Source organism: Rahnella ecdela (assembly GCF_019049625.1).
GTDB lineage: Bacteria > Pseudomonadota > Gammaproteobacteria > Enterobacterales > Enterobacteriaceae > Rahnella > Rahnella ecdela.
This window is the reverse complement of record NZ_JAFMOY010000113.1, coordinates 25,664-47,446: the sequence shown is the minus strand read 5'-3', so window position 1 is coordinate 47,446 and position 21,783 is coordinate 25,664. Positions and strand designations below refer to the sequence as shown.

General features: G+C 54.4%; 17 protein-coding genes. 6 read left to right on the top strand and 11 right to left on the bottom strand.

Annotation, left to right across the window (positions count from 1 at the left end; genetic code table 11):
- Positions 1 to 148: 148 nt before the first annotated feature.
- The gene (locus J1784_RS05495) at positions 149 to 331 is read right to left on the bottom strand and encodes a hypothetical protein (RefSeq protein WP_217148368.1); all 183 of its coding nucleotides are present in this window, start codon (positions 329 to 331) and stop codon (positions 149 to 151) included.
- A gap of 391 nt (positions 332 to 722) precedes the next feature.
- Here J1784_RS05495 and J1784_RS05490 point away from each other — a divergent pair, with 391 nt between their 5' ends.
- Positions 723 to 1,820, top strand: coding sequence for a glycerol dehydrogenase (locus tag J1784_RS05490; protein ID WP_217148367.1), 1,098 nt, complete (start codon positions 723 to 725; stop codon positions 1,818 to 1,820).
- 50 nt (positions 1,821 to 1,870) lie between these two features.
- On the opposite strand, the gene J1784_RS05485 is transcribed toward J1784_RS05490, so the two are convergent.
- The 3 genes from J1784_RS05485 to J1784_RS05475 all read right to left on the bottom strand — a co-directional run bounded on the left by J1784_RS05485 (position 1,871) and on the right by J1784_RS05475 (position 5,093).
- Positions 1,871 to 2,665: a YaeF family permuted papain-like enzyme gene (locus J1784_RS05485; RefSeq protein ID WP_217148366.1), complete on the bottom strand. Its 795-nt coding sequence runs from the start codon at positions 2,663 to 2,665 to the stop codon at positions 1,871 to 1,873.
- Between the two features lie 197 nt (positions 2,666 to 2,862).
- Entirely contained in the window at positions 2,863 to 4,149 is a 1,287-nt protein-coding gene (locus J1784_RS05480) for a DUF445 domain-containing protein (protein ID WP_217148365.1), read from the bottom strand.
- Complete coding sequence (locus tag J1784_RS05475; protein WP_217148364.1) at positions 4,149 to 5,093, bottom strand: LysR family transcriptional regulator; 945 nt, start codon at positions 5,091 to 5,093, stop codon at positions 4,149 to 4,151. The genes J1784_RS05480 and J1784_RS05475 overlap by 1 nt, the downstream gene beginning before the upstream one ends.
- 171 nt (positions 5,094 to 5,264) lie before the next feature.
- On the opposite strand from J1784_RS05475, the gene J1784_RS05470 reads away from it, so the two are divergent.
- The 4 genes from J1784_RS05470 (at position 5,265) to J1784_RS05455 (ending at position 11,806) form a co-directional block, all read left to right on the top strand.
- On the top strand, positions 5,265 to 6,665 hold the full coding sequence (locus J1784_RS05470; RefSeq protein WP_238485407.1) for an MFS transporter: 1,401 nt from the start codon (positions 5,265 to 5,267) through the stop codon (positions 6,663 to 6,665).
- A gap of 66 nt (positions 6,666 to 6,731) precedes the next feature.
- A complete protein-coding gene (locus tag J1784_RS05465; RefSeq protein ID WP_217148363.1) occupies positions 6,732 to 8,393 on the top strand; it encodes a multidrug ABC transporter permease/ATP-binding protein in 1,662 nt (553 codons plus the stop codon).
- A gap of 21 nt (positions 8,394 to 8,414) precedes the next feature.
- The gene (locus tag J1784_RS05460) at positions 8,415 to 9,233 is read left to right on the top strand and encodes a hypothetical protein (protein WP_217148362.1); all 819 of its coding nucleotides are present in this window, start codon (positions 8,415 to 8,417) and stop codon (positions 9,231 to 9,233) included.
- Positions 9,234 to 9,382: 149 nt separating this feature from the next.
- Entirely contained in the window at positions 9,383 to 11,806 is a 2,424-nt protein-coding gene (locus tag J1784_RS05455; RefSeq protein WP_217148361.1) for a DUF3772 domain-containing protein, read from the top strand.
- 184 nt (positions 11,807 to 11,990) lie between these two features.
- On the opposite strand, the gene J1784_RS05450 is transcribed toward J1784_RS05455, so the two are convergent.
- The 7 genes from J1784_RS05450 to J1784_RS05420 form a co-directional block, all read right to left on the bottom strand.
- Positions 11,991 to 15,125 (bottom strand): efflux RND transporter permease subunit, encoded by a 3,135-nt coding sequence (locus tag J1784_RS05450; RefSeq protein ID WP_217148360.1) that lies wholly within the window; start codon positions 15,123 to 15,125, stop codon positions 11,991 to 11,993.
- Positions 15,122 to 16,363, bottom strand: coding sequence for an efflux RND transporter periplasmic adaptor subunit (locus tag J1784_RS05445; protein ID WP_217148359.1), 1,242 nt, complete (start codon positions 16,361 to 16,363; stop codon positions 15,122 to 15,124). Before J1784_RS05445 ends, J1784_RS05450 begins: the two co-directional genes overlap by 4 nt.
- The gene (locus J1784_RS05440) at positions 16,363 to 17,616 is read right to left on the bottom strand and encodes a TolC family protein (RefSeq protein WP_217148358.1); all 1,254 of its coding nucleotides are present in this window, start codon (positions 17,614 to 17,616) and stop codon (positions 16,363 to 16,365) included. Before J1784_RS05440 ends, J1784_RS05445 begins: the two co-directional genes overlap by 1 nt.
- Positions 17,617 to 17,630: 14 nt before the next feature.
- Entirely contained in the window at positions 17,631 to 17,891 is a 261-nt protein-coding gene (locus J1784_RS05435; protein WP_238485406.1) for a copper-binding protein, read from the bottom strand.
- Positions 17,892 to 18,076: 185 nt separating this feature from the next.
- Positions 18,077 to 18,496 (bottom strand): hypothetical protein, encoded by a 420-nt coding sequence (locus tag J1784_RS05430; RefSeq protein WP_217148356.1) that lies wholly within the window; start codon positions 18,494 to 18,496, stop codon positions 18,077 to 18,079.
- 176 nt (positions 18,497 to 18,672) lie between these two features.
- The gene (gene corA / locus J1784_RS05425) at positions 18,673 to 19,680 is read right to left on the bottom strand and encodes a magnesium/cobalt transporter CorA (protein WP_217148355.1); all 1,008 of its coding nucleotides are present in this window, start codon (positions 19,678 to 19,680) and stop codon (positions 18,673 to 18,675) included.
- Positions 19,681 to 19,829: 149 nt separating this feature from the next.
- Positions 19,830 to 20,663, bottom strand: coding sequence for an oxidoreductase (locus tag J1784_RS05420; protein WP_217148354.1), 834 nt, complete (start codon positions 20,661 to 20,663; stop codon positions 19,830 to 19,832).
- Positions 20,664 to 20,825: 162 nt separating this feature from the next.
- On the opposite strand from J1784_RS05420, the gene J1784_RS05415 reads away from it, so the two are divergent.
- A complete protein-coding gene (locus tag J1784_RS05415) occupies positions 20,826 to 21,767 on the top strand; it encodes an AraC family transcriptional regulator (protein WP_217148353.1) in 942 nt (313 codons plus the stop codon).
- The last annotated feature ends 16 nt before the right edge of the window (positions 21,768 to 21,783 follow it).

The window sequence follows — 21,783 nt, the reverse complement described above, 5'->3', positions numbered from 1 at the left end:
AGACAAAAAGCCCCGATAATTCGGGGCTTTTGCTTTTTTACATTATCTTATTTTGCAGTTGAACCAGACACAGGATCTTGCAAAAAAACTTCAAAGGGTAAAGCAAGGGTAACGCACGGTACTCAACTGATGAAGGCCAAGATGGCAATCAAAACGCCTTCACCAGCATTCCGTTCTGCGGGTGTTGCTGAGGGTTTCTCAGCGCAGCGTCGAAAGATTTTTCGACCTCTTTCAACTGCTGTAAAAATTCATTTGGCGAAAAATCGTGTGGTTTGCTGCTCATGTAGGCAAGCGCCAGTTCTTTGGCGTTGTAGCGCTGAAAGTTATACATGCTGTTCCCTTATTAACGTCTGGAATATTAATGGAATGGCTAACAGCGAGCTGGCTAATGACCACTGCTTACGACGTGCTGCCAATGACGTGAATTCTACGGGACTGACTGATAAGTGGAAGTCGCTTTTATGGATGTATTCAATAGATGAAAGCTAACAACTGGTTGAGTAAATCCGAGGGAAAATCATGCCAATTTATATAATCATTTTGGGGTATTAAATTGATGGAAAATAATTGCGCTTAATATTCTAAACATCCTCATTATTTGAAAATTTTCTTTGCAAGTCATGCTGTTAATGTGAATTAAAAGGGTTGGGCTTCGTGCTGCGCTGGAGTACCCTCAGGGAAGTCATTCACGTAAACATTATCAACGAAAAGAGGTTTTTATCATGAGTAAATTTATCTTCTCTTCGCCAAGGAAATACGTTCAGGGCAGCGGTGTTCTGGATGAATTAGGGGATTATCTGCCGGCTTTGGGCGGAAAGTCATTCCTGATAGCTGATGATGTCGTCTGGGGAATTATCGGTGATCGCGTTAAAGCTTCACTGAAAAAAGCCAACGTTGAATTCCATTATGAACGTTTTAACGGAGAAGCTTCCGCGAACGAAATTTCCCGTCTTGCGGCCATTGCCCGTGATGCCGGAACACAGGTGGTGGTCGGTCTCGGGGGCGGAAAAACGCTCGATACCGTGAAAGCCATTGCTGATGAACTCAAACAAAATGTGGTGATTGTACCGACTGTCGCCTCAACCGATGCACCGTGCAGCGCGCTGTCCGTTATCTATTCGGACGAAGGCGTGTTCGAGTCTTACCGCTTCTATAACAAAAACCCGGACCTGGTGCTGGTCGATACGCATGTCTGCGCGCAGGCCCCGGTGCGTTTGTTTGCTTCCGGTATTGCTGATGGTCTGGCGACGTTTGTTGAGGCGCAGGCTGTTCTGCGTTCGCATTCTCACTCAATGGTAGGCGGCGACCCGACGATTGCGGGTATGGCAATCGCTGAAGCTTGCGAGAAAACGCTGCTGACCTATGGTTACAGTGCTTATACCTCGGTGGAGCAGAAATTGGTCACGCCAGCGGTGGAAGCCGTGGTGGAAGCTAACACGTTGCTTTCCGGACTCGGTTTCGAAAACGCCGGTCTGGCAGGCGCGCATGCTATCCACAACGGTTTTACCGCGATTTCCGGTGACATTCATCATCTGACCCACGGCGAAAAAGTGGCGTACGGAACGCTGACCCAAATGGTGCTGGAACAGCGTCCTGACGAAGAAATCGCGAAGTATGTGCGTTTCTACCGTTCCATCAAAATGCCAACAACGCTGAAAGAAATGCATCTGGAAAATGAATCGTTTGCCAATCTGGTGAAAGTTGGTGCACTGGCAGGCGGCGAGGGCGATACGCTGGGTAACCTGAATCGCAATCTTTCTGCCGAAGACGTGGCGAACGCCATACTGGCTGTGGATGCGTTCAGTAAATCTGTGAAGTAATTGTCGGTAAGTGCCTCCCGCCAAAGGGAGGCACTTACATTTACTGGTTTTTATCCAAAGACGGCGTCGTACAAATTCCACTTTTTCAGATGGCCGACATAATGCAACGGCTGAACCGGAACGAAAGAAGAAACATCCCCTTCGCGCATATGCAGCAGATCCGCAGGCGATATCCACAGTGCGTCAGATGCGGTAATCGGACTGCCTGCAAAGTTAAAGGCTTCAATAACAAACTGGGAACAGAAAAAAGTTTTCTGAGTTTCTGGTGTACTGCCAATTTGTACCGTCGCGAGGGTGTCTATACAGGTGCTTCTTCCCTTTCCGAAAAACAGCGGTAAATCACAAACTCTGCGAGTCAGTGTATAAGGCGCGATGATAATAATGCCTTTGTAGTTATATTTTCTGCCTTGATTATTCTGAGAGAAAATTCTTAATTTAGCCGCCTGCAAATCCGTTAATTTCTGTTTGCGTAAACTCACCATCGAATTACTGTGAGTTAATGCGGTTTCAAGAGAAATAATTTGTACGCCATCTCCGACCGCTTCAGCGACTTCGCCGTTGCCCAGATAAACCGAAGCATGGCTGACGCCAGTCATACTGAATAATCTGATGCCCAGCGACGTCACGCCGGTTGACGAGGAAAGCAGGATATCTCCCGGCTGAAGTTGTCCGGCATTAATCGTGACGGCGTCTTTATCTTCCAGAGTGGAAATTCTTTGCATATGCAGGGTGGTTTTACTGACAGAAGGCTGTAATTCCGCCTGCTGAGTGATATTAGTCTGAGAACTGCATCCTGATAAAAAAACAACAGAGGACAGAAACAGCGTCCTGCTCGAATAAATCATTTTTACGCATCCTTGCTGGTAATAAAAATCCGAATAAAAAGTGTTTTGTTATATTTAAGTCGGATGATTCTATTCCAATAGAATTAGTCGGGCAATAAGGTGAGCAGTTAAAATAATGGTGGGTGCATATTTTGGCTTTGTGATTTGTCTTTCATATCCCCGACAACCCTCCCCTTCGCAGGGGAGGGAGCAAACTATTACATCCTCGCCATCACCCACGGAATAGCGATGGGTAATTGTGACAGCAGATACAGCGTCAGGCCGATAAACGCACCGACCAGCGTGCCATTGATGCGGATAAACTGTAAATCCTTGCCGATATTGAGCTCAATTTGCCGTGACATATCGCGCGGATCCCAGCCTTTCACCGTGTCGCTGATATGACGCGTCAGGAACTCTGCGAATTCCGGCGCGACTTTCTCCGCGATAGTTTCCATTTGCTGATTCAGTGAGATACGCAGTTTTTCATCCTGCGCCAGCGCATTGCCCAGCCATTGCCCGGACTCGGTCACTTTGGCGAAAACCCGCGAATCTTCACTTTCTAAATCTTCTTTCAGCCAGTTGCGCATATCGCCCCACAGTTGCAGGACATATGCATTGAGCTTCTCGTCATCTTTCAGGTATTGCTTGATGTCTTCGGCTTTCTGCGCGGTCGCCGGGTCGTTTTGCAGCTTCCAGATAAAGTTCTGTACCGAGCGGTCGAACCCTTTGCGGAAGGCATGGGTTTTATCGTTGCCCATATCATCGAGGACAGAATTCACCGCATTGGAAACCAGATCCGCACCATTACGGCCCAGCCAGCCGGTCGGAAGCAGTTTTGCGGTCAGCGGATGTTCACGTTTCATCCAGCCGACAATCTGCGCGGAGATAAACTGTCGCGTACTGTCTTTCGCCAGCAAGATTTCCAGCTGATCCATCGCCTGATCTAGCAGTTCCTGATGACGTCCGTTTTTGGTCAGGCTTTCCAGCAGCGTGGCTATTGAGGCCGATAAATCGATTTTGTCGATTACGCGGTACAGCGCGCGGCGGATAAGCTGCGCGATACGCTGATCGTCAGTGACATCCAGAAAGCCGCGGATCATCTTCACGGCATATTTTGCGAACCGCTGCGCATTATCCGGCGCGTTCAGCCAGTCTGTCAGCATCCGTGCCGGATCGTGCTGGCGGATGAGCGTAATAAGTGTCGCGGGGGCGAGGAATTTTTCCTGCACGAAGACCGCCAGATTGTCGGCAATTTTGTCTTTGTTTTTGGGAATGATCGCCGTATGCGAGGCGACGAACGGCACCGGCACGCGACGGAACAGCGCCACGACGGCGAACCAGTCGGCCATCGCGCCGACCATCGCGGCTTCGGAAATGGCTTTCAGCCCGGAAACCCAGAAGTTGGGCGACAGGAAAAGGGTGATGACAAACAGGGCGGCGGCAATCAGCAGCAGCCCGAGCGCGTTACGTTTACTTCGGCGAAGTTCTTGTTCTTTATCCATTACCTCAGTTTAGGAAGCGCACGGCGGCCTGTCAGCTTTTTTCTTGCGATAGCGCCACTGGCGGTGCTGTGCATCGTCACCAACTGACGGAAAGCGGCCAGCGCCGGAGTTTCACCGTCCTGCCGCCAGGCCATGTAGATTTCCGCAAACGCATCGGGATGACTGAGCGGGCGAAATAGAATGTCAGGAAACCCCAGCTGACGGGCGCTTTCGGGCACAATCGCCAGCCCGATACCGGCGCGCACCAGCCCCAGAATGGTGTGGGTCTGGCTGCAATGTTGCACGTAATGCGGCACGACGTTGGCCTGCGCAAACAGTCCGGCCACGCAGTCGTAAAAGTATTTGCCTTCGGTGGCGGAATACATGATGAAAGGTTGTCCGGCAAAGTCGCGCAGACGCAGTCGCGGTCTGGCTGCCAGCGGTGATGATACGGGCAGCGCCACGCATAACGGCTCACGCAGTACGCACTGATAGGCCAGCGGAAATAACGCCACCGGCTGGCGGACAAAGCCGATATCCAGCGTACGCGCCGCCAGCGCCTGCAACTGTGCGGACGACACCATCTCTTTGAGCACCAACGTGATTTCAGGTAATTCCTGCGCTGCCAGAGCGATAATCTGCGGAATTTGCCAGTAGCCGCTGACCGCCGTGAAGCCGAGCATCAGCCGCCCGATTTCGCCTTTCTCGACGCGTCTGACGGTTTCCTGCGCCTGCCCGGTGAATTCGAGGATCAGTTTTGCGTCGCGCAGAAACGTCTTTCCCGAAGCGGTCAGGCTGACATGCCGGTTGGTTCGTTCCAGCAAACAGGCACCCAGCGCATGCTCAAGCAACTGAATCTGCCGGCTCAGCGGAGGCTGCGTCATGAACAATCTTTTCGCCGCCCGGCCGAAATGTAATTCCTCTGCAACCGCCACAAAACAGCGCAACTGGTTTAATTCAATCATTCAATTTTTGACTTGTTCCATTGTCTTTTTAACTTAGACCGTATCGCCAAATGTTTCTACTCTGTTAATTAATTTGGATTTTTTAGATCTAAATGGCGTGACCGAAACCGCAAAAACTGTGCATCCGGTCACAAAAAGCAGGGAGTGCAATCATAAGTCTGGAGAGAAAACATGACGTCCCCTACAGATGTGTCAGATAACGCCAAACCGCTTGTCCGCGAATCGGCAGCCGAAGCGGCGAAACCGGGTCACTTCCGTTACGTGGTGCTCGGTATGATCTTCGCCATCACGGTGATCAACTACGCCGACCGCGCCACGCTGTCGATAGCCGGTACCGAAGTATCGCGGGTTCTGAACCTCGATCCGGTCATGCTCGGCATGGTTTTCTCGGCGTTTGCCTGGGCGTATATGATCGGCCAAATCCCCGGCGGCTGGCTGCTGGATAAATTTGGCGCACGGCGGGTCTACGGTTGCAGCCTGGTGCTGTGGTCGGTGTTTACGATGTTACAGGGCACCGTCGGGTGGTTCGGCGTAAGCGGTATTTCAGCGGCCATTATGCTGTTCTTCCTGCGCTTTATGCTCGGATTGGTGGAGTCTCCGGCTTTTCCCGCCAATGCGCGCATTGTCGCCTGCTGGTTCCCGACCAACGAACGCGGCACGGCGACGTCACTTTTTAACTCCGCGCAGTACATGGCGATTGGCGTGTTCACGCCGATTATGGCGTGGCTGACTCACGCGCTTGGCTGGGAACATGTGTTCCTGTGGATGGGTGCTGTCGGGCTCTTCGCCGGGATTTTGTGGTTCGCCTTTTATAAAGAGCCGCACAGCAGTCCGCACATCAAACCCGCCGAACTCGAACATATCCGTGCCAACGGCGCGCTGGTCGATCTGGAGCTGAACCGCCGTGCTTCGCGCCAGAAATTCACCTTCCGCGAAGTGATGCAACTGTTCCAGAGCCGCACGCTGTGGGGCATTTACATCGGCCAGTACTGCATTACGTCGATGAGTTATTTCTTCATGACCTGGTTCCCGATTTACCTGATCAAAGGGCGCGGAATGACGGTCATGCAGGCGGGCTGGGTGGTAGCTTTACCGGCGATTTGCGGATTTACCGGCGGGGTGCTGGGCGGCGTGATGTCGGATTACATGATCCGCCGTGGTGTCAGCCCTTCGAAAGCGCGTAAAACACCGTTCGTGCTGGGCATGTTTTTCGCCGCCATGCTGGCGATGGCGAACTTTGTATCGACGGATGCGGCGGTGATTGCGCTGATGACGCTGGCGTTCTTCGGTAAAGGTTTATCAGCGATTGGCTGGGCGGTGATGTCCGATACCGCGCCGGAGAAAATGATCGGACTCAGCGGCGGGGTGTTTAACTGTCTGGGCAACGTGGCGGGGATTATCACGCCTGTGGTCATCGGCTATATCGTCGCGGCGACCGGTTCCTTTAACCTCGCGCTGTGGTTTGTCGGGGCGCACGGTTTGCTCGGCATGTTCGGCTATCTGGTGGTGGCCGGTAAGTTTGAGCGCATGGTCATAAAACCGGATAACAGGGAAAATGAGAATTGTTCTTGATATGACAAGATGTGTCATTAAACTGCGTGCAGCATCATTTTCCTGCATTCAGAACGAGAAAAATTCATGGAGTTGTTACGCGTCGTTTTTAAGCAATACCGCTGGCCGTTTTTAGGTGTAATGGCGCTGAGTTTGCTCAGCGCCATTCTGGGCATTGGCCTGATCGCATTTATTAATCTGAAACTGATTGAAACCACGCAGGCTTCCTTAATTGTTCTGCCGGAATTTCTCGGTTTATTACTGCTGCTGATGGCCGTGACATTAGGCTCCCAGCTGGCCCTGACTGTGCTCGGCCACCACTTCATTTACCGCCTGCGCGGACAATTCATCAAACGTATTTTAGATACCGATATCGAGCGCATCGAGCAAATCGGTAACGCGCAACTGCTTGCCAGTCTGGGCAGCGACATCCGCAATATCACGCTGGCGTTCGTGCGCCTGCCGGAACTGGTGCAGGGAATTATCCTGACCATCGGTTGCGCCGGATATCTGGCGTGGCTGTCGCCGGAAATGCTGCTGGTGACGGTTATCTGGCTGGTGATCACTATCTTTGGCGGCTTTAAGCTGGTGTCACACGTTTACCGCCATCTGGCGAAAGTGCGCGATGCAGAAGACAAACTGCAAACCGATTATCAGAAAGTGATTGAAGGACGCAAAGAGCTGGCGCTGAACCGCGAGCGGGCGCGTCATTTGTTTGACGAGGTTTACCGTAAAGATGCCGAAGAATACCGCCACCATATTATCCGCGCCGATACCTTCCATCTGAGTGCCGTGAACTGGTCGAATATCATGATGCTGGGCGCTATCGGCCTGGTGTTCTTTATGGCCAATGGCATGGGGTGGTCCAATACCGAAGTGGCGGCGACGTATTCCCTGACGCTGCTGTTCCTGCGAACACCGATGTTGCAGGCTGTCGGTGCACTGCCGACGCTGCTCAGCGCGCAGGTTGCCTTTGGCAAACTGAAATCGCTGAAACTGGCGGAATACAACGAAGCGTTTACGCCCGCTGTGGCGGCAAAAGCCTGGCAGACGCTGGAACTGCGCGACCTGATGTTCAGCTATGAGGGCAAAGCAGAAGGCGCCGGTTTTGGCGTCGGCCCGCTGAATCTGACCATCACCCGTGGCGAACTGGTATTCCTGATTGGCGGCAACGGCAGCGGAAAATCCACGATGGCAATGTTGCTGACCGGCCTGTATCAGCCGCGTTCAGGGCAAATCCTTCTCGACGGCGTGCCGGTCACTGCAGAAAATGCCGAACAGTATCGCCAGATTTTCTCGGCAGTCTTTACCGATTTCCACCTGTTTGGGCAGCTGATCGGCCCGCAGGGCGGCCAGCCGGATCCTCAGATTGTGGAAGACTGGTTGCAACGTCTGAAAATGAAAGAAAAACTGCAGTTCAGCGGCAACGAAGTAACCAACCTGCAACTGTCACAAGGGCAGCGCAAGCGAGTGGCGTTATTGCTGGCGGCGGCGGAAGGGCGTGATTTCCTGTTGCTCGACGAATGGGCGGCAGATCAGGATCCGCAATTCCGCCGGACGTTCTATCGTGAGCTGTTGCCGCAATTGCGTGATATGGGGAAAACCGTGCTGGCAATCAGCCACGATGATCACTATTTTGAACACGCTGACCGCCTGCTGGAAATGCGGACGGGCAAACTGACAGAGCTACACGGGCAGGCGCGTATTGATGCCAGCCGTGATGCGGTCGCACAAATTGGAAGTCATTAATTTTTCTGAAGGCAACGGATTATGAACTGGACAGAAGTGATGGTGTGGGGCATCAGCGGCGTGGTGGTTGGCTCGCTGCTTGGGGCGTTACACAAAAAAGGCAAAATCGGGCGTATCCCGGCGGTCGTTTTATTTCTGGTGTTGATCGTCGGCGGCAATATTTTGTGGGGCGGGGTGATCAAACCGCGTCTGGCTGGTGCGGACGAAGAGCAGAAAATTGATCAGGCGCTGGAAGCCCTGCCGCTGTATAACACCATCAAAATGCAGGAACCGGCGCTGTACGCGCAGATCCGCAGTAATATTCTGAACATGAAGAAAGAGGGCAAGACGCAGCAGGAAGCCATCGACACCGTGAAACCTATGGTGTCCGTGTTGCTCTCGCAGCGTATCACCCACGCGCCGGACGCCAATGTGAACGAGGCGATGCAGGTCAATCTGGAAGAAATGCAGACATTGCAGGCGCGCAAAGATGGCAGCTGCTTTAAATTCCTTTATCCGCAGGTCAGCGGCGGCATTAACACCACGCAGGTTTTGCCTCCGGAATTGTTCCAGAAAGATCTCAACACCATGAACGATTTACTGCTGGCGACCGGCAACGGGCAGACCGCGGAACCTGATGCCGTCAGCACCGAAAAAGTGGTGCAGATGATGGCCCCGGTACGCGAGGCGCTGGCAAATATGTACGGCGAACAATTGCAGATGTTCAGCGATCTGACCAAACCTGATGTGGATCGCGAAAAAGTCTGCGAAATTTCCATCAGCCTTTATTCAGGAATTCTGGCGCTTCAGCCAGCGGATTCCGCAGCGATCCTGCGCCAGATGTTGGGTAAAAAAGACTGATCTGAAAACGGACAGCCCCTTCTGCGGGCTGTCCGTTTTCATACAGTGAAACAAACAGACAATCCCTACTATTCTTCTTAATAAGAAAGAGTATTCTTCTCCCGCTTTTCTAAAACAATAATTTTTCGAGCTCCCGGAATCATCCTTCTATGCAAAAAATGTTAAGAGTGCCGTTGTTGCTGGCATTGTTGTCATGTTTATTCCTGACGCCGGTACTGAGTTACGCGGACGACAGCACCGGCCAGCCAGCGGCTGAACAACCGGTTAAAGTGAATGCCAGCACCGCTTTACCGGCGTTACAAAAACGTCTGGATTCGCTTAAACAGCAGGTTTCTGCGGCTAAATCCGATAAGAAATTCACCGGTCTGAGTGACGAAGCCATCAAGCTGGCTGACGACGCCGATAAACTGACCGTGGCGCTGGAACCGCAGCTGACGCAGGTTCAGGCACAGCTTGATGTACTGGGGCCAGCCCCTGCGCCGGGTACCCTGACGGAAACGCCGCAGGTAATCAGCCAGCGCAACAAGCTCAATAACAGCAAAACCCTGCTGACCACCCAAATTGAGCAGACCAAAGCGATTGGCGTGGGCGCTCGTAACCTTTCCTCGCAGATTTTAGGCTTACGCCGTGACGCGCTGAAAACCCAAATTGCGCTCAACACCGGCAGTATTCTTGGCGGCAATTTCTGGGCACCGCTTATCAATCCGAATGATAACGATGCGGCGCGTTTTGATGATTTTGGTTCGCAGGTTAAAGACGCCTGGACTCAGGCATGGAGTGATGACTGGCGCATCGGGACCGCAATTTACCTGCTGCTGGCGCTGGTGATTGGTCTGGCGGGGCGATATCTGCTGGATAAACCGATGAACTGGATCCTGCCGCGCTGGTTGCCGCAGGGGCGTTTTCGTCGCAGTTTCCTCGCCTGTTTCACCACGCTGAGTACCACGCTGACGCTTGGGATCAGCGTCCAGCTGCTGGGGTATATTTTCACCCGCCTGCCGGACACCTCACCGTGGGTGATTGAGTTTGCCGGGCAACTGGTCGAGCTGACTTATTTCTCGGCAGTGATAGCCGGTCTGGGCATTGCGCTGCTTTCGAACAATCATCCGTCCTGGCGTCTGCCGGGGATTGCGGATCCGCTGGCTAAAACGCTGGCGTCGTTTCCGATACTGCTGGCGGGCTTTATCTTCCTGTTCGGTATCATCGAACAGCTGAATAATCTGGTCGGTGCCAGCGTTGCCGCTACGTTATTTGGTAACGGACTCGCAGCGTTGCTGGTGGCGCTCAACTGCCTGATTGCGCCGGTTCGCGTGAACCGGATGCGTCGTAAAATGAAAGCCGATGGCGAGCAGACCGAAGCGCGTTCCACGCTGGCAGGGCTTATCCATCTGGTCATCAGCCTGACGGCGTTTGTCATTCTGATGGCGCTGCTGATTGGTTACATCCCGCTGGCGCGTTTCGTCACCTTCGAACTGCTGTGGATTGGTCTGGTGGTCAGCTGCCTGTATCTGCTGATCCACTTTGTTGTCGATCTCTGCGAAAGCGTGTTCTCGCCGACTACACACAGCGGCAAAATCCTCAAAGGCACGCTGAGCGTCAATGATCGCCATCTGTCGCTGGCTGCGACTTTGTTCTCAGCAATCGGCAAAACCGCGCTGCTGCTGATGGCCGCCGTTGCGCTGCTGAACGGCACATTCGGAACGACTACGCCGCTGGAATTGCTGGCGAAAATTGTCGATATCTGGGGCGGAAAGGGCCTGGAAAGCATGAACATCATTCCGGCGCACGCGGTTAACGCGGTGCTGTGTCTGGTGGTCGGCTGGTATATTCTGCGTTCTGCACGCCGCTGGCTCGATAACGATTTCCTGCCAAAAACCATGATGGATCGCGGTATGCGTGCCTCGCTGGTGACGCTGTTCACCAACGTGGGCTATGTACTGATTATCCTGCTGACGCTGTCGTCGCTGGGCATCGAATGGAACAAACTGGCGTGGATCGTCAGTGCGTTGTCGGTCGGTATCGGTTTTGGCTTGCAGGAGATTGTGAAGAACTTTATCTCCGGTCTGATCCTGCTGACTGAGCGTCCGGTAAAAGTGGGTGATTTGATAAGCATCAGCGGCGTGGAAGGGGATATTCGTCGTATCAATGTCCGCGCCACTGAAATTCAGCTGAGCGACAAATCCACCGTGATTGTGCCGAACTCCCAGCTGATTTCGCAGAACGTGCGTAACGCCACGATGGGTAACGCGCAGGGCGTGGCGACTATCGCGCTGACTTTCCCGCTGGATATCGATCCGGAACAGGTGAAGACATTGCTGCTGGAAGCCTACAATCTGCATGAAGCCATTTTGGAAAATCCACCGGCGTCGGTGAGTTTCAAAGAGCTGGGGCCGACAGGGATTGTGCTGAGCGTGACGGGCTACGTAAACAGCCCGCGCATGGTCAGCGGCACGCGCAGTGATTTGCTGTATGAAATCCTCAAAATGCTGCGCGCAGCGGGGATCAGTCTGAGTCAGACGCAGACGATGATTTTGGAAAAACCGGCAGTGAGGGTTGTTCCGGTGGAGGAGTAAAATCCAATGAATCATCCGGTCAGCTCCTCCCCCTTCGCAGGGGGAGGAGCAAAGATAAAAACATTCTGCCGTTGAATTTAAGATCGTACGGGCGTTTCAGAAAGCTTGCTGAATGAGAGGTTGCAGACCTGAGGCTGCAATCCCAAGGTGTTGACATCAGCAGCGTTCAGTGCAACTGAAAAAACTATTTATTTTTGTTTCCCCGCCTCCTGTGCACCAGCAAATAAACCACCGGGATCACCAGCATCGACAGCAACGGGGCGCTCACCATCCCGCCGATCATCGGTGCGGCAATGCGTTGCATCACTTCTGAACCGGTTCCGCCGCCCCACATGATCGGCAGCAACCCCGCCATAATGGTCGCGACGGTCATGGCTTTTGGTCGCACGCGCAATACCGCGCCGTGGTGTATGGCATCGCACAATTCAGCTTCGGTCATCTCTTTACCGGCTGCTTGCTGGCGCTGCACCGCCTGATTCAGATACAGCACCATGATCACCCCGAATTCAGCGGCGACACCGGCCAGGGCGATAAAACCTACGGCGGCGGCGACCGATAAATTGAAGTTCAGCAGATACAACAGCCAGACCCCGCCGGTCAGGGCGAACGGCAGCGTCACCATGATAAGCAGGGCATCGCGCACGCTGCTGAACGTGACATACAACAGTACGAAGATGATCAGCAGCGTTACCGGCAGCACAATTTTCAGTTTTGCCGTGGCGCGTTCAAGATATTCGAATTGCCCCGACCAGCTTACCGTCACGCCTTCCGGCAATTTCACCTGCTGATTCACCGCCTGCTGCATATCTTCGACGGCAGATTTCAAATCGCGGCCGCGTAAATCCACATAGATCCAGTCTGACAAACGGGCGTTTTCGCTTTTCAGCATCGGCGGGCCATCGGTGATGTTGACCGACGCCAGCGCCGACAGTGGCACCTGCGCGCCGGAAGCGGTCAGCACCGGTAAATCACGCAGCGACTGTACGTTGTCGCGCAGTTCACGCGGATAACGCAGATTTATCGGATATCGCTCACGGCCTTCCAGCGTCTCGCCGATATTTTCCCCGCCGACCAGCGTCGAGACCAGCGATTGCAGTTCGCTAACCGTGACACCGTAACGTGCAGCTTCGCGACGGTTGATATCAATATCGACATAACGTCCGCCTTCCAGCCTTTCCGCCAGTGCGGAGGTCACACCAGGCACCTGCTTCACGATATGCTCAATCTGCTGCGCAACGGCTTCGATTTGCGCGATGTTATTGCCGTTTACCTTGATGCCTACCGGACTTTTGATACCGGTCGCCAGCATGTCGAGACGGTTACGGATAGGTGGCACCCAGACGTTGGCGATGCCGGGTAATTTCACCGCGTTATCCAGCTCGGTCACCAGTTTGTCCGGCGTCATGCCCGGCCGCCACTGGTCATGGGGTTTAAAGCGGATGGTGGTTTCGATCATGGTCAGCGGCGCGGGGTCGGTGGCGCTGTCGGCGCGTCCGGCTTTACCCAATACGCTGGCGACTTCCGGCACGGTTTTGATTAACCGGTCCGTCTGCTGCAATAAATGCGCGGCTTCACGGGCAGAAATCCCCGGCAGCGTCGAGGGCATATACAGCAGGTCGCCTTCATCGAGCGGCGGCATAAATTCACTGCCAAGTTTCGCCAGCGGATACAGCGATATCAGCAGAAACAGGCCGCTGCATAACAGCGTGGTTTTCGGGTGTTTCAGCACCGCCGTAAGCACCGGCTGATAGACGGCAATCAGCCAGCGGTTGATCGGGCTGGCGTTTTCATCAGGGATTTTTCCGCGAATAAAATAGCCCATCAGCACCGGTACCAGCGTAATCCCCAGCCCGGCAGACACCGCCATCGCGTAGGTTTTAGTGAATGCCAGCGGTGAGAACATCCGGCCTTCCTGTGCCTCGAGTGAAAACACCGGAATAAACGACAGGGTGATGATCAGCAGACTGCAAAACAGCGCAGGACCCACTTCCGTGGCTGCTCGCTCAGACACTTTCCAGTAATCGGCAGACGTCGGCTGCTGGCCGGGATGGTCGTGCCGCCATTGCTCCAGCACCTTGTGCATATTCTCGATCATCACAATCGCCGCATCGACCATCGCGCCGATGGCAATTGCGATACCGCCGAGCGACATAATATTGGCGCTGACCCCCTGATAATGCATGACGATAAATGCGCCGAGAATGCCAAGCGGCAGGGTGATAACCGCCACCAGCGCTGAGCGGAAGTGGAACAGGAACAGTGCGCAGACCACCGCCACGACCACGAATTCTTCCAGCAGTTTGTGCGACAGCGTTTCGACGGCGTGTTCGATCAGCGGCTGGCGGTCATAGACAGGCACGATTTCCACGCCAGCAGGCAGTGTGCGGGCCAGCGCGTTCAGCCGAACTTTCACCGCTTTCAGCGTTTCCAGCGCGTTTTTGCCTGAGCGCATGACAATCACGCCGCCCGCCACTTCGCCTTCACCGTTGAGTTCCGCCACGCCGCGCCGCAGTTCTGGCCCGGTGCGCACGGTCGCGACATCCGAGAGCAGCACCGGAATGCCGCTGTTCACCGTCACTACCACATTGTTGAAATCCTCCAGACTTTTGAGATAGCCGGAAGTGCGCACCATGTATTCGGCTTCGCCCATTTCCAGAAGCGAACCGCTGCTTTCCTGATTGGCATTTTGCAATGCGCTGACTAACTGCTGATGCGTTACGCCACGGGCGCGCATCCGCTGTGGATCCGCCACCACCTGATACTGGCGCACCATGCCGCCGATGCTGGCAACTTCAGACACATTCGGCACGGTTTTCAGGTCATAACGTAGCGTCCAGTCCTGCAGGGCGCGCAGCTGTTCGAGGCTGTGTTTGCCGGTTTTGTCGATCAGCGCATATTCATAAATCCAGCCGACGCCGGTGGCATCCGGGCCCAGCGAGGCTTTGGCTCCGGCGGGCAGCGAGGATTGCACCTGGCTCAGATATTCCAGCACGCGCGAACGTGCCCAGTAAGGATCGGTGCCGTCATCGAACAGCACATAAACGTAGGCATCGCCGAACATCGAAAAGCCGCGCACGGTTTTCGCGCCGGGCACCGACAGCAGTGTGGTGGTCAGCGGATACGTCACCTGATCTTCGATGATTTGCGGCGCTTTGCCCGGATAACTGACGCGCACGATCACCTGTACGTCAGAGAGATCCGGCAGCGCGTCGAGCGGTGCTTTTTGCAATGACCAGATGCCCCAGCCCGCCATCATCAGCGTGGCGAGCAGAACCAGAAGCCGGTTTTTCAGCGACCAGCGGATCACGGCGGCAATCATAAATCACCTCCGTGCTGATGCGCTTGTGGTGGCGTGGCGGGAGCAGGCAACGCGCTGCGCAGGCTGGCTTCGGAATCAATGAGGAACTGGCCGGAAGTGACAACAGACTGACCTTCTTCGAGGCCGGAAAGCACCTGCGTCCAGCCATCACGCGTCGCGCCGGTGGTCACTGGCTGCGCAGTGAAATGCCCGTTGCCGTCGTCGAGCAGCACGCTATTGCGGCTGCCGGTCTGGATAAGTGCCTCTTGTGGAATCGCCAGAACGTCAGTTTGGGCGCAGATATCCGGCGACAAATTCAGGTACATACCGGGACGCAGTTTCTCCCGCGGATTATCCATCACCACGCGGGCTTTCAGCGTGCGGCTGACGGCATCGACATCCGGCAGTAATTCGCTGACCGTGCCGTGAAATACTTCCCCCGGCTGGCTGTCGGTGCTGGCGGTAACTTTGCTGCCCGTCTGAATCTGCCCGGCGGCGGAAGGCGGATAATCCATCACGATCCACACCTGTTTCAGGCTGGTCAGTTCGAACAACGGCTGAGTGGCGCTGACCTGTGCGCCTTCGCGCACGAAAAGCTGGCTGAGATAACCGTCTTCCGGCGCGAGCACGTCGATGCGGGTTTGCGGGTGACCTGTTTTATCGACGCGGCGCAGAACGTCTTCCGGCATAAACTGCAAGGCCAGACGCTGGCGGGCGGCGGCTGACAGATTGCGGTCACCCAGCTGACGCACCGCCAGATATTCCTGCTGCGCGGCGGTCCAGTCGGGTATCCACAGCGTCGCCAGTTTCTGACCTTTTTTCACCGGCTGCTGGCTGGCGGCGACATACAACTTTTCGACTAAACCGTTCGCCCGCGCTGCGACCATACGCAGGCTGCGCTCATCAGCGCTGACCGTGCCGTAAACATTCAGCGGGGCGGATAACTTCCGGCGCTGTACCTTTTCACTGCGCATGCCGAGATTTTGCTGCTGGCGGGCGCTGACCGTGACTCCGCCGTCATCCGCCACTTCATCGGCATAACGCGGCATCAGATCCATATCCATAAACGGTGATTTACCCGGCTTATCGAAACGCTGATCCGGCGTCATAGGGTCATACCAGTACAGCACTTTGCGTTCGGCGGGAACGGCTGAAGCCTGAGTTTTTGCAGGCTGGCTGTGGCGGCCTGCAACGTAACCGGCGGCCAGTGCGGCCACAATGGCGACAGCCAGCAGGCTGTAAGTTTTCGTACCCGTCATTATTGATTCTCCTGTGGCGCAAGATAGCGCAGGGCGACCCAGTAACGGGCCACCGCAAGTTCGGCATTACGTTCAGCCAGCTGGCTGTCCAGCAGGGAGCGGCGCGCGTCGAGGACTTCGTTCAGGCTGCTTTTTCCGGCGCGGTACTGCGCCTGAATTACGCTGATACGCTGGCGTTGCAGCGGGATTACGTCATTTTTTTGCCGCTGCCAGAGCGTGCTGGCGGCCTGATACTGCGCCAGCAAACTGGTCAGCTGCGCCTGATGGTCGCGCACCAGTTGCGCCAGCCGGTCGTTGCTTTCCATCGCCATCGACTGATCGGCGGCGTGATCTTTATCCTGACGCGACGCGGTAAACAGCGGCAGATCGACGGTAAACATCACTCCCGCCAGATCCTCATAACTGTCAGCGCGGTGAGCGTAATACACCTCTACGCCGACATCCGGCAGTGCGGCAATCGCCGATTGCGAGGATTTTGCCTGCGCGACTTCCGCCTCACGCCGTGCCTGAATAATTTCAGGATGCTGTTCCACGCTGCCCGACTGTGAAACCTGAACCGGCAGGGCGATCACGTCCGGAACAGCGCCGTTGATCTCCGGCTGGTCGATACCGGTCAGCTGGCTTAAACGGGTACGCGCCAGCTGAACATCACGTTCCGCCTGGGTGAGTTTGTCCTGCATGCTGATGAGCGTCAGCCGGGCATCCAGCACGGAAGCAGGCAGCGAACTTCCGCTGCTGACACTGCCGCGTGAGACGCCAATCTGACGAGAGCTTTCATCCACCAGTTTTTGTATCTGGCTGACGTTTTGCTCGCCGATGGCCAGTTCCATCCAGGCCAGCGCAGCATCGCGATGTAAACGTGCCCGGATACTCTCGCTGGTGGCGGCGACCTGACGGGATTCAGCACGCAGCGTATCGGCTTTGCGCTCGCGTTTATCGCTGCTGACGTAATCCTGCATGATGCCGATACGCTCCATCGTCATACCTTCGCGGGTAAAGCGGTCGGTATTGCCGCCGCTGACCGGCACGTTTTCGATACCAAATTTCAGCTTCGGATCCGGCAGCTGCATCGCCGAATCCGCACGGTTATCCAGTGCATTGATCTGATGGCGGCTGGCGGAAAGCTCGGCGGAATAATCCTGCGCGGCGACCAGCGCCTGCGGCAAAGTCACAGGTGTGGCAAAGGCGCTGACCGGCACAAAAGCCAGCAGCCATTGCCACGTCACCCCCGGGTGACGCGGTAAGTTAAACATGATGGAACTCCCGGTCAGCGTTTCAGCGGTGTCAGAGTCTGCAACTGATAAGCGGTTTCAGTTTTGACAAAGCTAAAGGCGACGGGTGTTCCGGCAGGCAGGGAACGGGTGGCTATTTCAGGCGGCAGACGGAAATTCATGGTCATCGCCGGCCATTTCAGCGCAGGAATGGCGTGATGGGAAATGCTCACGCGGTCAGATTGCCACTGAGTGATCACGCCTTCGGACTCATACGTCTGGGTATTTTGCTGCATTGCCACAGGGGCGTTTTCCATCGGCATAGAATCTGCGAAGGAATAAAAGGGAATAAAGAAAAGACTAACGAAAATTAAATTGAAAATTGCACGCATGGGAATAACTCCAATACTGTCATCAGATAAAATCAGCCATTGTTTTTACCTATAAATGGCAAATACATTTCATTGAATATTGAGCGCAAAAAACACTCAGGCAGCAGGGGCTATTCTCTGTATCGGCAGAACTGGACTTCGGCGGGAGGCGCAATAACCCGAGGTGCGACCCAGTCAGCCGTGGTGACCGCAGTGCTGGCATCGACGGTAATCATGGCTAATGTCGGGACAACCGGCAGGGCAACGACCGGGGCAGAACCGCTGTCGGACTGGGTTCTTTCCGGTACGCAATGCTTCTCACACAGCACCGACTGACTTTGCATATGCTCAGGGGAATCAGGCATTTGCATGGTGATGTTATGCGACATCGCGGTAGGTTCCACCGGCGGGCGCATATTGCACTGGTGGCTGGCGAGCGCCAGCTGGGAATTCAGAATCAGCCAGCACAACGCGAACAGCAACGCACTGACCCGCTTGCCAGGCAAGCGCAGTGAATGCATAAACTGTGAAATCGCGAAACGTACTGACATGATGAATATTATTTGTGTAAGGAAGATGTGGCCGAGTATATAAGGAAATAATGTGAAGAGGAAAGAAAGAAACAGAATAAGCGCCAACTTAATTGTCAGGAAAATTAAAGATTGCGAATAACAGCGGTTCTGTTATTCGCATGTTAATTAACCTGTGGCTTCAGGTAATAATTACCTTACAGCCAGCCGGAACGTTTGAGTTTCCAGTAAAGCCATGCGCAACCGGCGACGGTCACGCCGAGCGTCACCGGGTATCCCCACCAGTCATTGAGCTCAGGCATGTTTTTAAAGTTCATGCCGTACAGGCTGAAAATGACCGTCGGGATTGCCAGAATCGCTCCCCAGCCCGCCAGTCGCTGAACCACTTCGTTCTGATGCACCGATACCAGCGCCAGATTGACGTGCATGGCGTTCGATAACATTTCGCGCATATCGTCAGTGGTGCGGATCACCTGATTGGCGTGATCCTGAACGTCACGGATATAAGCGCGCAGGCTTTTTGGAACCAGTTCTTCAAAGTGATGACTGAGCTGATTACAGATATCTTCCATCGGCACGGCGGCGTTGCGCAGTGAAAGCAGGTCACGCCTCAGGCTGTAAACCTGCTGAACCGCCTGCTGATTAAAGGTGTTCTGGAACATCATTTTTTCAATGGCATCAAACTGCTCTGTGTACTGATGCAGAATTTCCAGATAATTATCAACGATGGAATCCAGCACGCAATACAGCGCGTAGCCCGGCCCTTTGCTCATCATTTCAGGGCGTTCTTCAGCGTGTTTGCGGATTTCTTTATAGCTCGATGACGCGCCGTGGCGGATGGTAATCAGGAAGTTTTTACCGAGAAACAGATGCGTTTCGCCGTACTCGATGGTTTCATTCACTTTCTGGGCTGTGTGCGTAACGATAAACAGCGATTCACCGTACTGCTCGATTTTTGGCCGCTGATGGGCGGTCAGCGCATCTTCAATCGCCAGGTCGTGCAGGCCGAATTCTTCCTGAATGCTGCGCATATAGGCATCTTCAGGTTGCCATAACCCCAGCCAGACGAAAGTATCCGGCTCTTTCAATACTTCGCTGATGTCTTCGACCGTGACATCCTGCAAACGCTTACCGTTGCGGTAAGCCACGCTGTTGATCACTGAATCGCAGCTGGGTTTTTTATCTTCGTTAGAAATGGAGTTCATTGTTTTACCCGATTGTTATTCAGACGGAAATCCTGCCCGCAGGCAGGATGATTTCAGTGTCTGAACAGAATAGCGCAGTCTGATAGAAAAGCGCTGACCGGGAATCTTAAAAGAGAGTTTAAGCAAAAAGCGTTTCGCAAAAAATTGTTTCAGCCATCGGTCGAACGACTCACTTCTTCCCACGCATCAATATTGGCGTGCATTTGTTGCAGTTTTTCCCTGACGAATTTCACCGCGTCGCTGCCCAGCAGAAGAGAAGCGGGGGGTTCAGGCGAGTTCACCAGGTGCAAAATAGCCTGCGCGGCTTTTTGCGGATCCCCCGGCTGGTGACCGCTGCGTTTTTCACGGGTTTCGCGAACGGGACCGAAACTATCGTCATAATCGCTGATGCTGCGCGCAGAGCGCACCATTGAGCGTCCAGCCCAGTCGGTTCTGAACGACCCCGGCTGAATGGCGGTGACGGCAATATTGAACGGCTTCAGCTCTTTGGACAGCGTTTCAGAAATCCCCTGCAAGGCGAATTTACTGCCGCAGTAATAGCTGATGCCGGGCAGGGTGATAAATCCGCCCATCGAGGTGATGTTCAGAATATGTCCGGCGCGACGCGGGCGAAAATAGGGCAGAAACGCTTTGATGACCGCCACCGCGCCGAAGACATTGACGTCAAACTGATGCAGCGCTTCGCTGAGCGGCGATTCCTCCAAAATCCCTTCATGCCCGTAACCGGCGTTATTGACCAGGATGTCGACGGCTCCGATTTCCTGCTCCACAGTCGCAGCCAGCGGGGCGATAGCATCGAAATTGGTGACATCCAGCACGCGGCCAAAACTACGACCCGGCGCCAGCGCATCGAAATCTGTGCAGTCTTGTAGATTACGCAACGTGCCGACCACACGGTGTCCGGCTTTAAGAGCCTCTTGCGCCAGCGCGCGGCCAAATCCGCTGCTGACGCCGGTGATAAAGAATAATTTTGACTGGTTCATACAAACTCCTCCGTAAAAGCGGACTTGCAGAATAGGGCGGAGAGTCGGAGAAGCGTAGCCCGGATCCTCTCTGATGTTTGCCTGTTCCTATGAGGTATCTGGACGCAGCCGGTTCCCGGTGCGACACTGAATTCACTTTCCGCTATGTATTTTCAGGTTGATATGACGTTTCCGGCTTTGACAGACACTGAGCAGATGATCGCGCTTTTGAATCAGCTTACGCCCGATGAAGGCTATAATCTCACGGCGCTGGCGGATGTGCGTTTTTTGCGATCTGACCGTCCGCTTTTGCGTACGCCGGTTTTATACGAGCCGGGTATTGTGATTGTGGTGCAGGGCAGCAAGCGCGGATTTTTAGGCAATGATGTCTATTTGTATGACGCCCAACATTATCTGATGGTATCGGTGCCGGTGCCGTTCACCATGGAAACGCAGGCCAGCGCCGCTGAACCTATGCTGGCGATTTACCTGCGGCTGGATTTTAGTCTGGCCGCTGAACTGATGTTACAACTGGATGCTTTTGAACCGCCGCAGGTGAAATCGCCGAAAAGTATGGTGTCGAGTCTAATGGATAACGCGATGCGCGCCTCGGTATTGCGATTTTTGCAGGTGATGGCGTCGCCGCTGGATGCAGAAATCCTCGGCAGGGCGATGATGCGTGAAATTTACTATCGCGTGCTGACCGGCGCACAGGGCGCGACATTGCGCAGTGCGCTGACCATGCAGGGGCAGTTTGGCAAAGTGGTGAAAGCGTTACGTAAATTACACGCAGAATACGACGCGCATCTGGATGTGAATGCGCTGGCGAAAGAAGCGGGAATGAGTCTGCCGACGTTTCACAGTCACTTTAAAACCGTTACGGATACGTCGCCGATGCAGTATCTCAAGTCCACCCGTTTGCATCAGGCCAGATTGCTGATGCTGCGAAATAATCTGACCGCGTCGGCGGCCAGCGCGCAGGTGGGATACGAGAGTGTGTCGCAGTTCAGTCGCGAATTTAAACGCTTATTCGGACTGACGCCGGTCAGCGAAGTGGCGCGAATGAGGCAGAACTTTTCATTGCCTGCCTCGTCCACGCCGTCAGATTTTATCTCTTCGCATTAAGCCTTTCAGGAAATAT

Bases quoted from the DNA above. Each gene is read 5' to 3' on its own strand.
- J1784_RS05465 (WP_217148363.1), top strand. From the start codon at position 6,732: ATGGAGTTGTTACGCGTCGTTTTTAAGCAATACCGCTGGCCGTTTTTA.
- J1784_RS05430 (WP_217148356.1), bottom strand. From the start codon at position 18,496: ATGTCAGTACGTTTCGCGATTTCACAGTTTATGCATTCACTGCGCTTG.
- J1784_RS05495 (WP_217148368.1), bottom strand. From the start codon at position 331: ATGTATAACTTTCAGCGCTACAACGCCAAAGAACTGGCGCTTGCCTAC.
- J1784_RS05475 (WP_217148364.1), bottom strand. From the start codon at position 5,093: ATGATTGAATTAAACCAGTTGCGCTGTTTTGTGGCGGTTGCAGAGGAA.
- J1784_RS05420 (WP_217148354.1), bottom strand. From the start codon at position 20,663: ATGAACCAGTCAAAATTATTCTTTATCACCGGCGTCAGCAGCGGATTT.
- J1784_RS05485 (WP_217148366.1), bottom strand. From the start codon at position 2,665: ATGATTTATTCGAGCAGGACGCTGTTTCTGTCCTCTGTTGTTTTTTTA.
- J1784_RS05490 (WP_217148367.1), top strand. From the start codon at position 723: ATGAGTAAATTTATCTTCTCTTCGCCAAGGAAATACGTTCAGGGCAGC.
- J1784_RS05470 (WP_238485407.1), top strand. From the start codon at position 5,265: ATGACGTCCCCTACAGATGTGTCAGATAACGCCAAACCGCTTGTCCGC.
- corA (WP_217148355.1), bottom strand. From the start codon at position 19,680: ATGAACTCCATTTCTAACGAAGATAAAAAACCCAGCTGCGATTCAGTG.
- J1784_RS05415 (WP_217148353.1), top strand. From the start codon at position 20,826: ATGACGTTTCCGGCTTTGACAGACACTGAGCAGATGATCGCGCTTTTG.
- J1784_RS05480 (WP_217148365.1), bottom strand. From the start codon at position 4,149: ATGGATAAAGAACAAGAACTTCGCCGAAGTAAACGTAACGCGCTCGGG.
- J1784_RS05460 (WP_217148362.1), top strand. From the start codon at position 8,415: ATGAACTGGACAGAAGTGATGGTGTGGGGCATCAGCGGCGTGGTGGTT.
- J1784_RS05450 (WP_217148360.1), bottom strand. From the start codon at position 15,125: ATGATTGCCGCCGTGATCCGCTGGTCGCTGAAAAACCGGCTTCTGGTT.
- J1784_RS05455 (WP_217148361.1), top strand. From the start codon at position 9,383: ATGCAAAAAATGTTAAGAGTGCCGTTGTTGCTGGCATTGTTGTCATGT.
- J1784_RS05445 (WP_217148359.1), bottom strand. From the start codon at position 16,363: ATGACGGGTACGAAAACTTACAGCCTGCTGGCTGTCGCCATTGTGGCC.
- J1784_RS05435 (WP_238485406.1), bottom strand. From the start codon at position 17,891: ATGGAAAACGCCCCTGTGGCAATGCAGCAAAATACCCAGACGTATGAG.
- J1784_RS05440 (WP_217148358.1), bottom strand. From the start codon at position 17,616: ATGTTTAACTTACCGCGTCACCCGGGGGTGACGTGGCAATGGCTGCTG.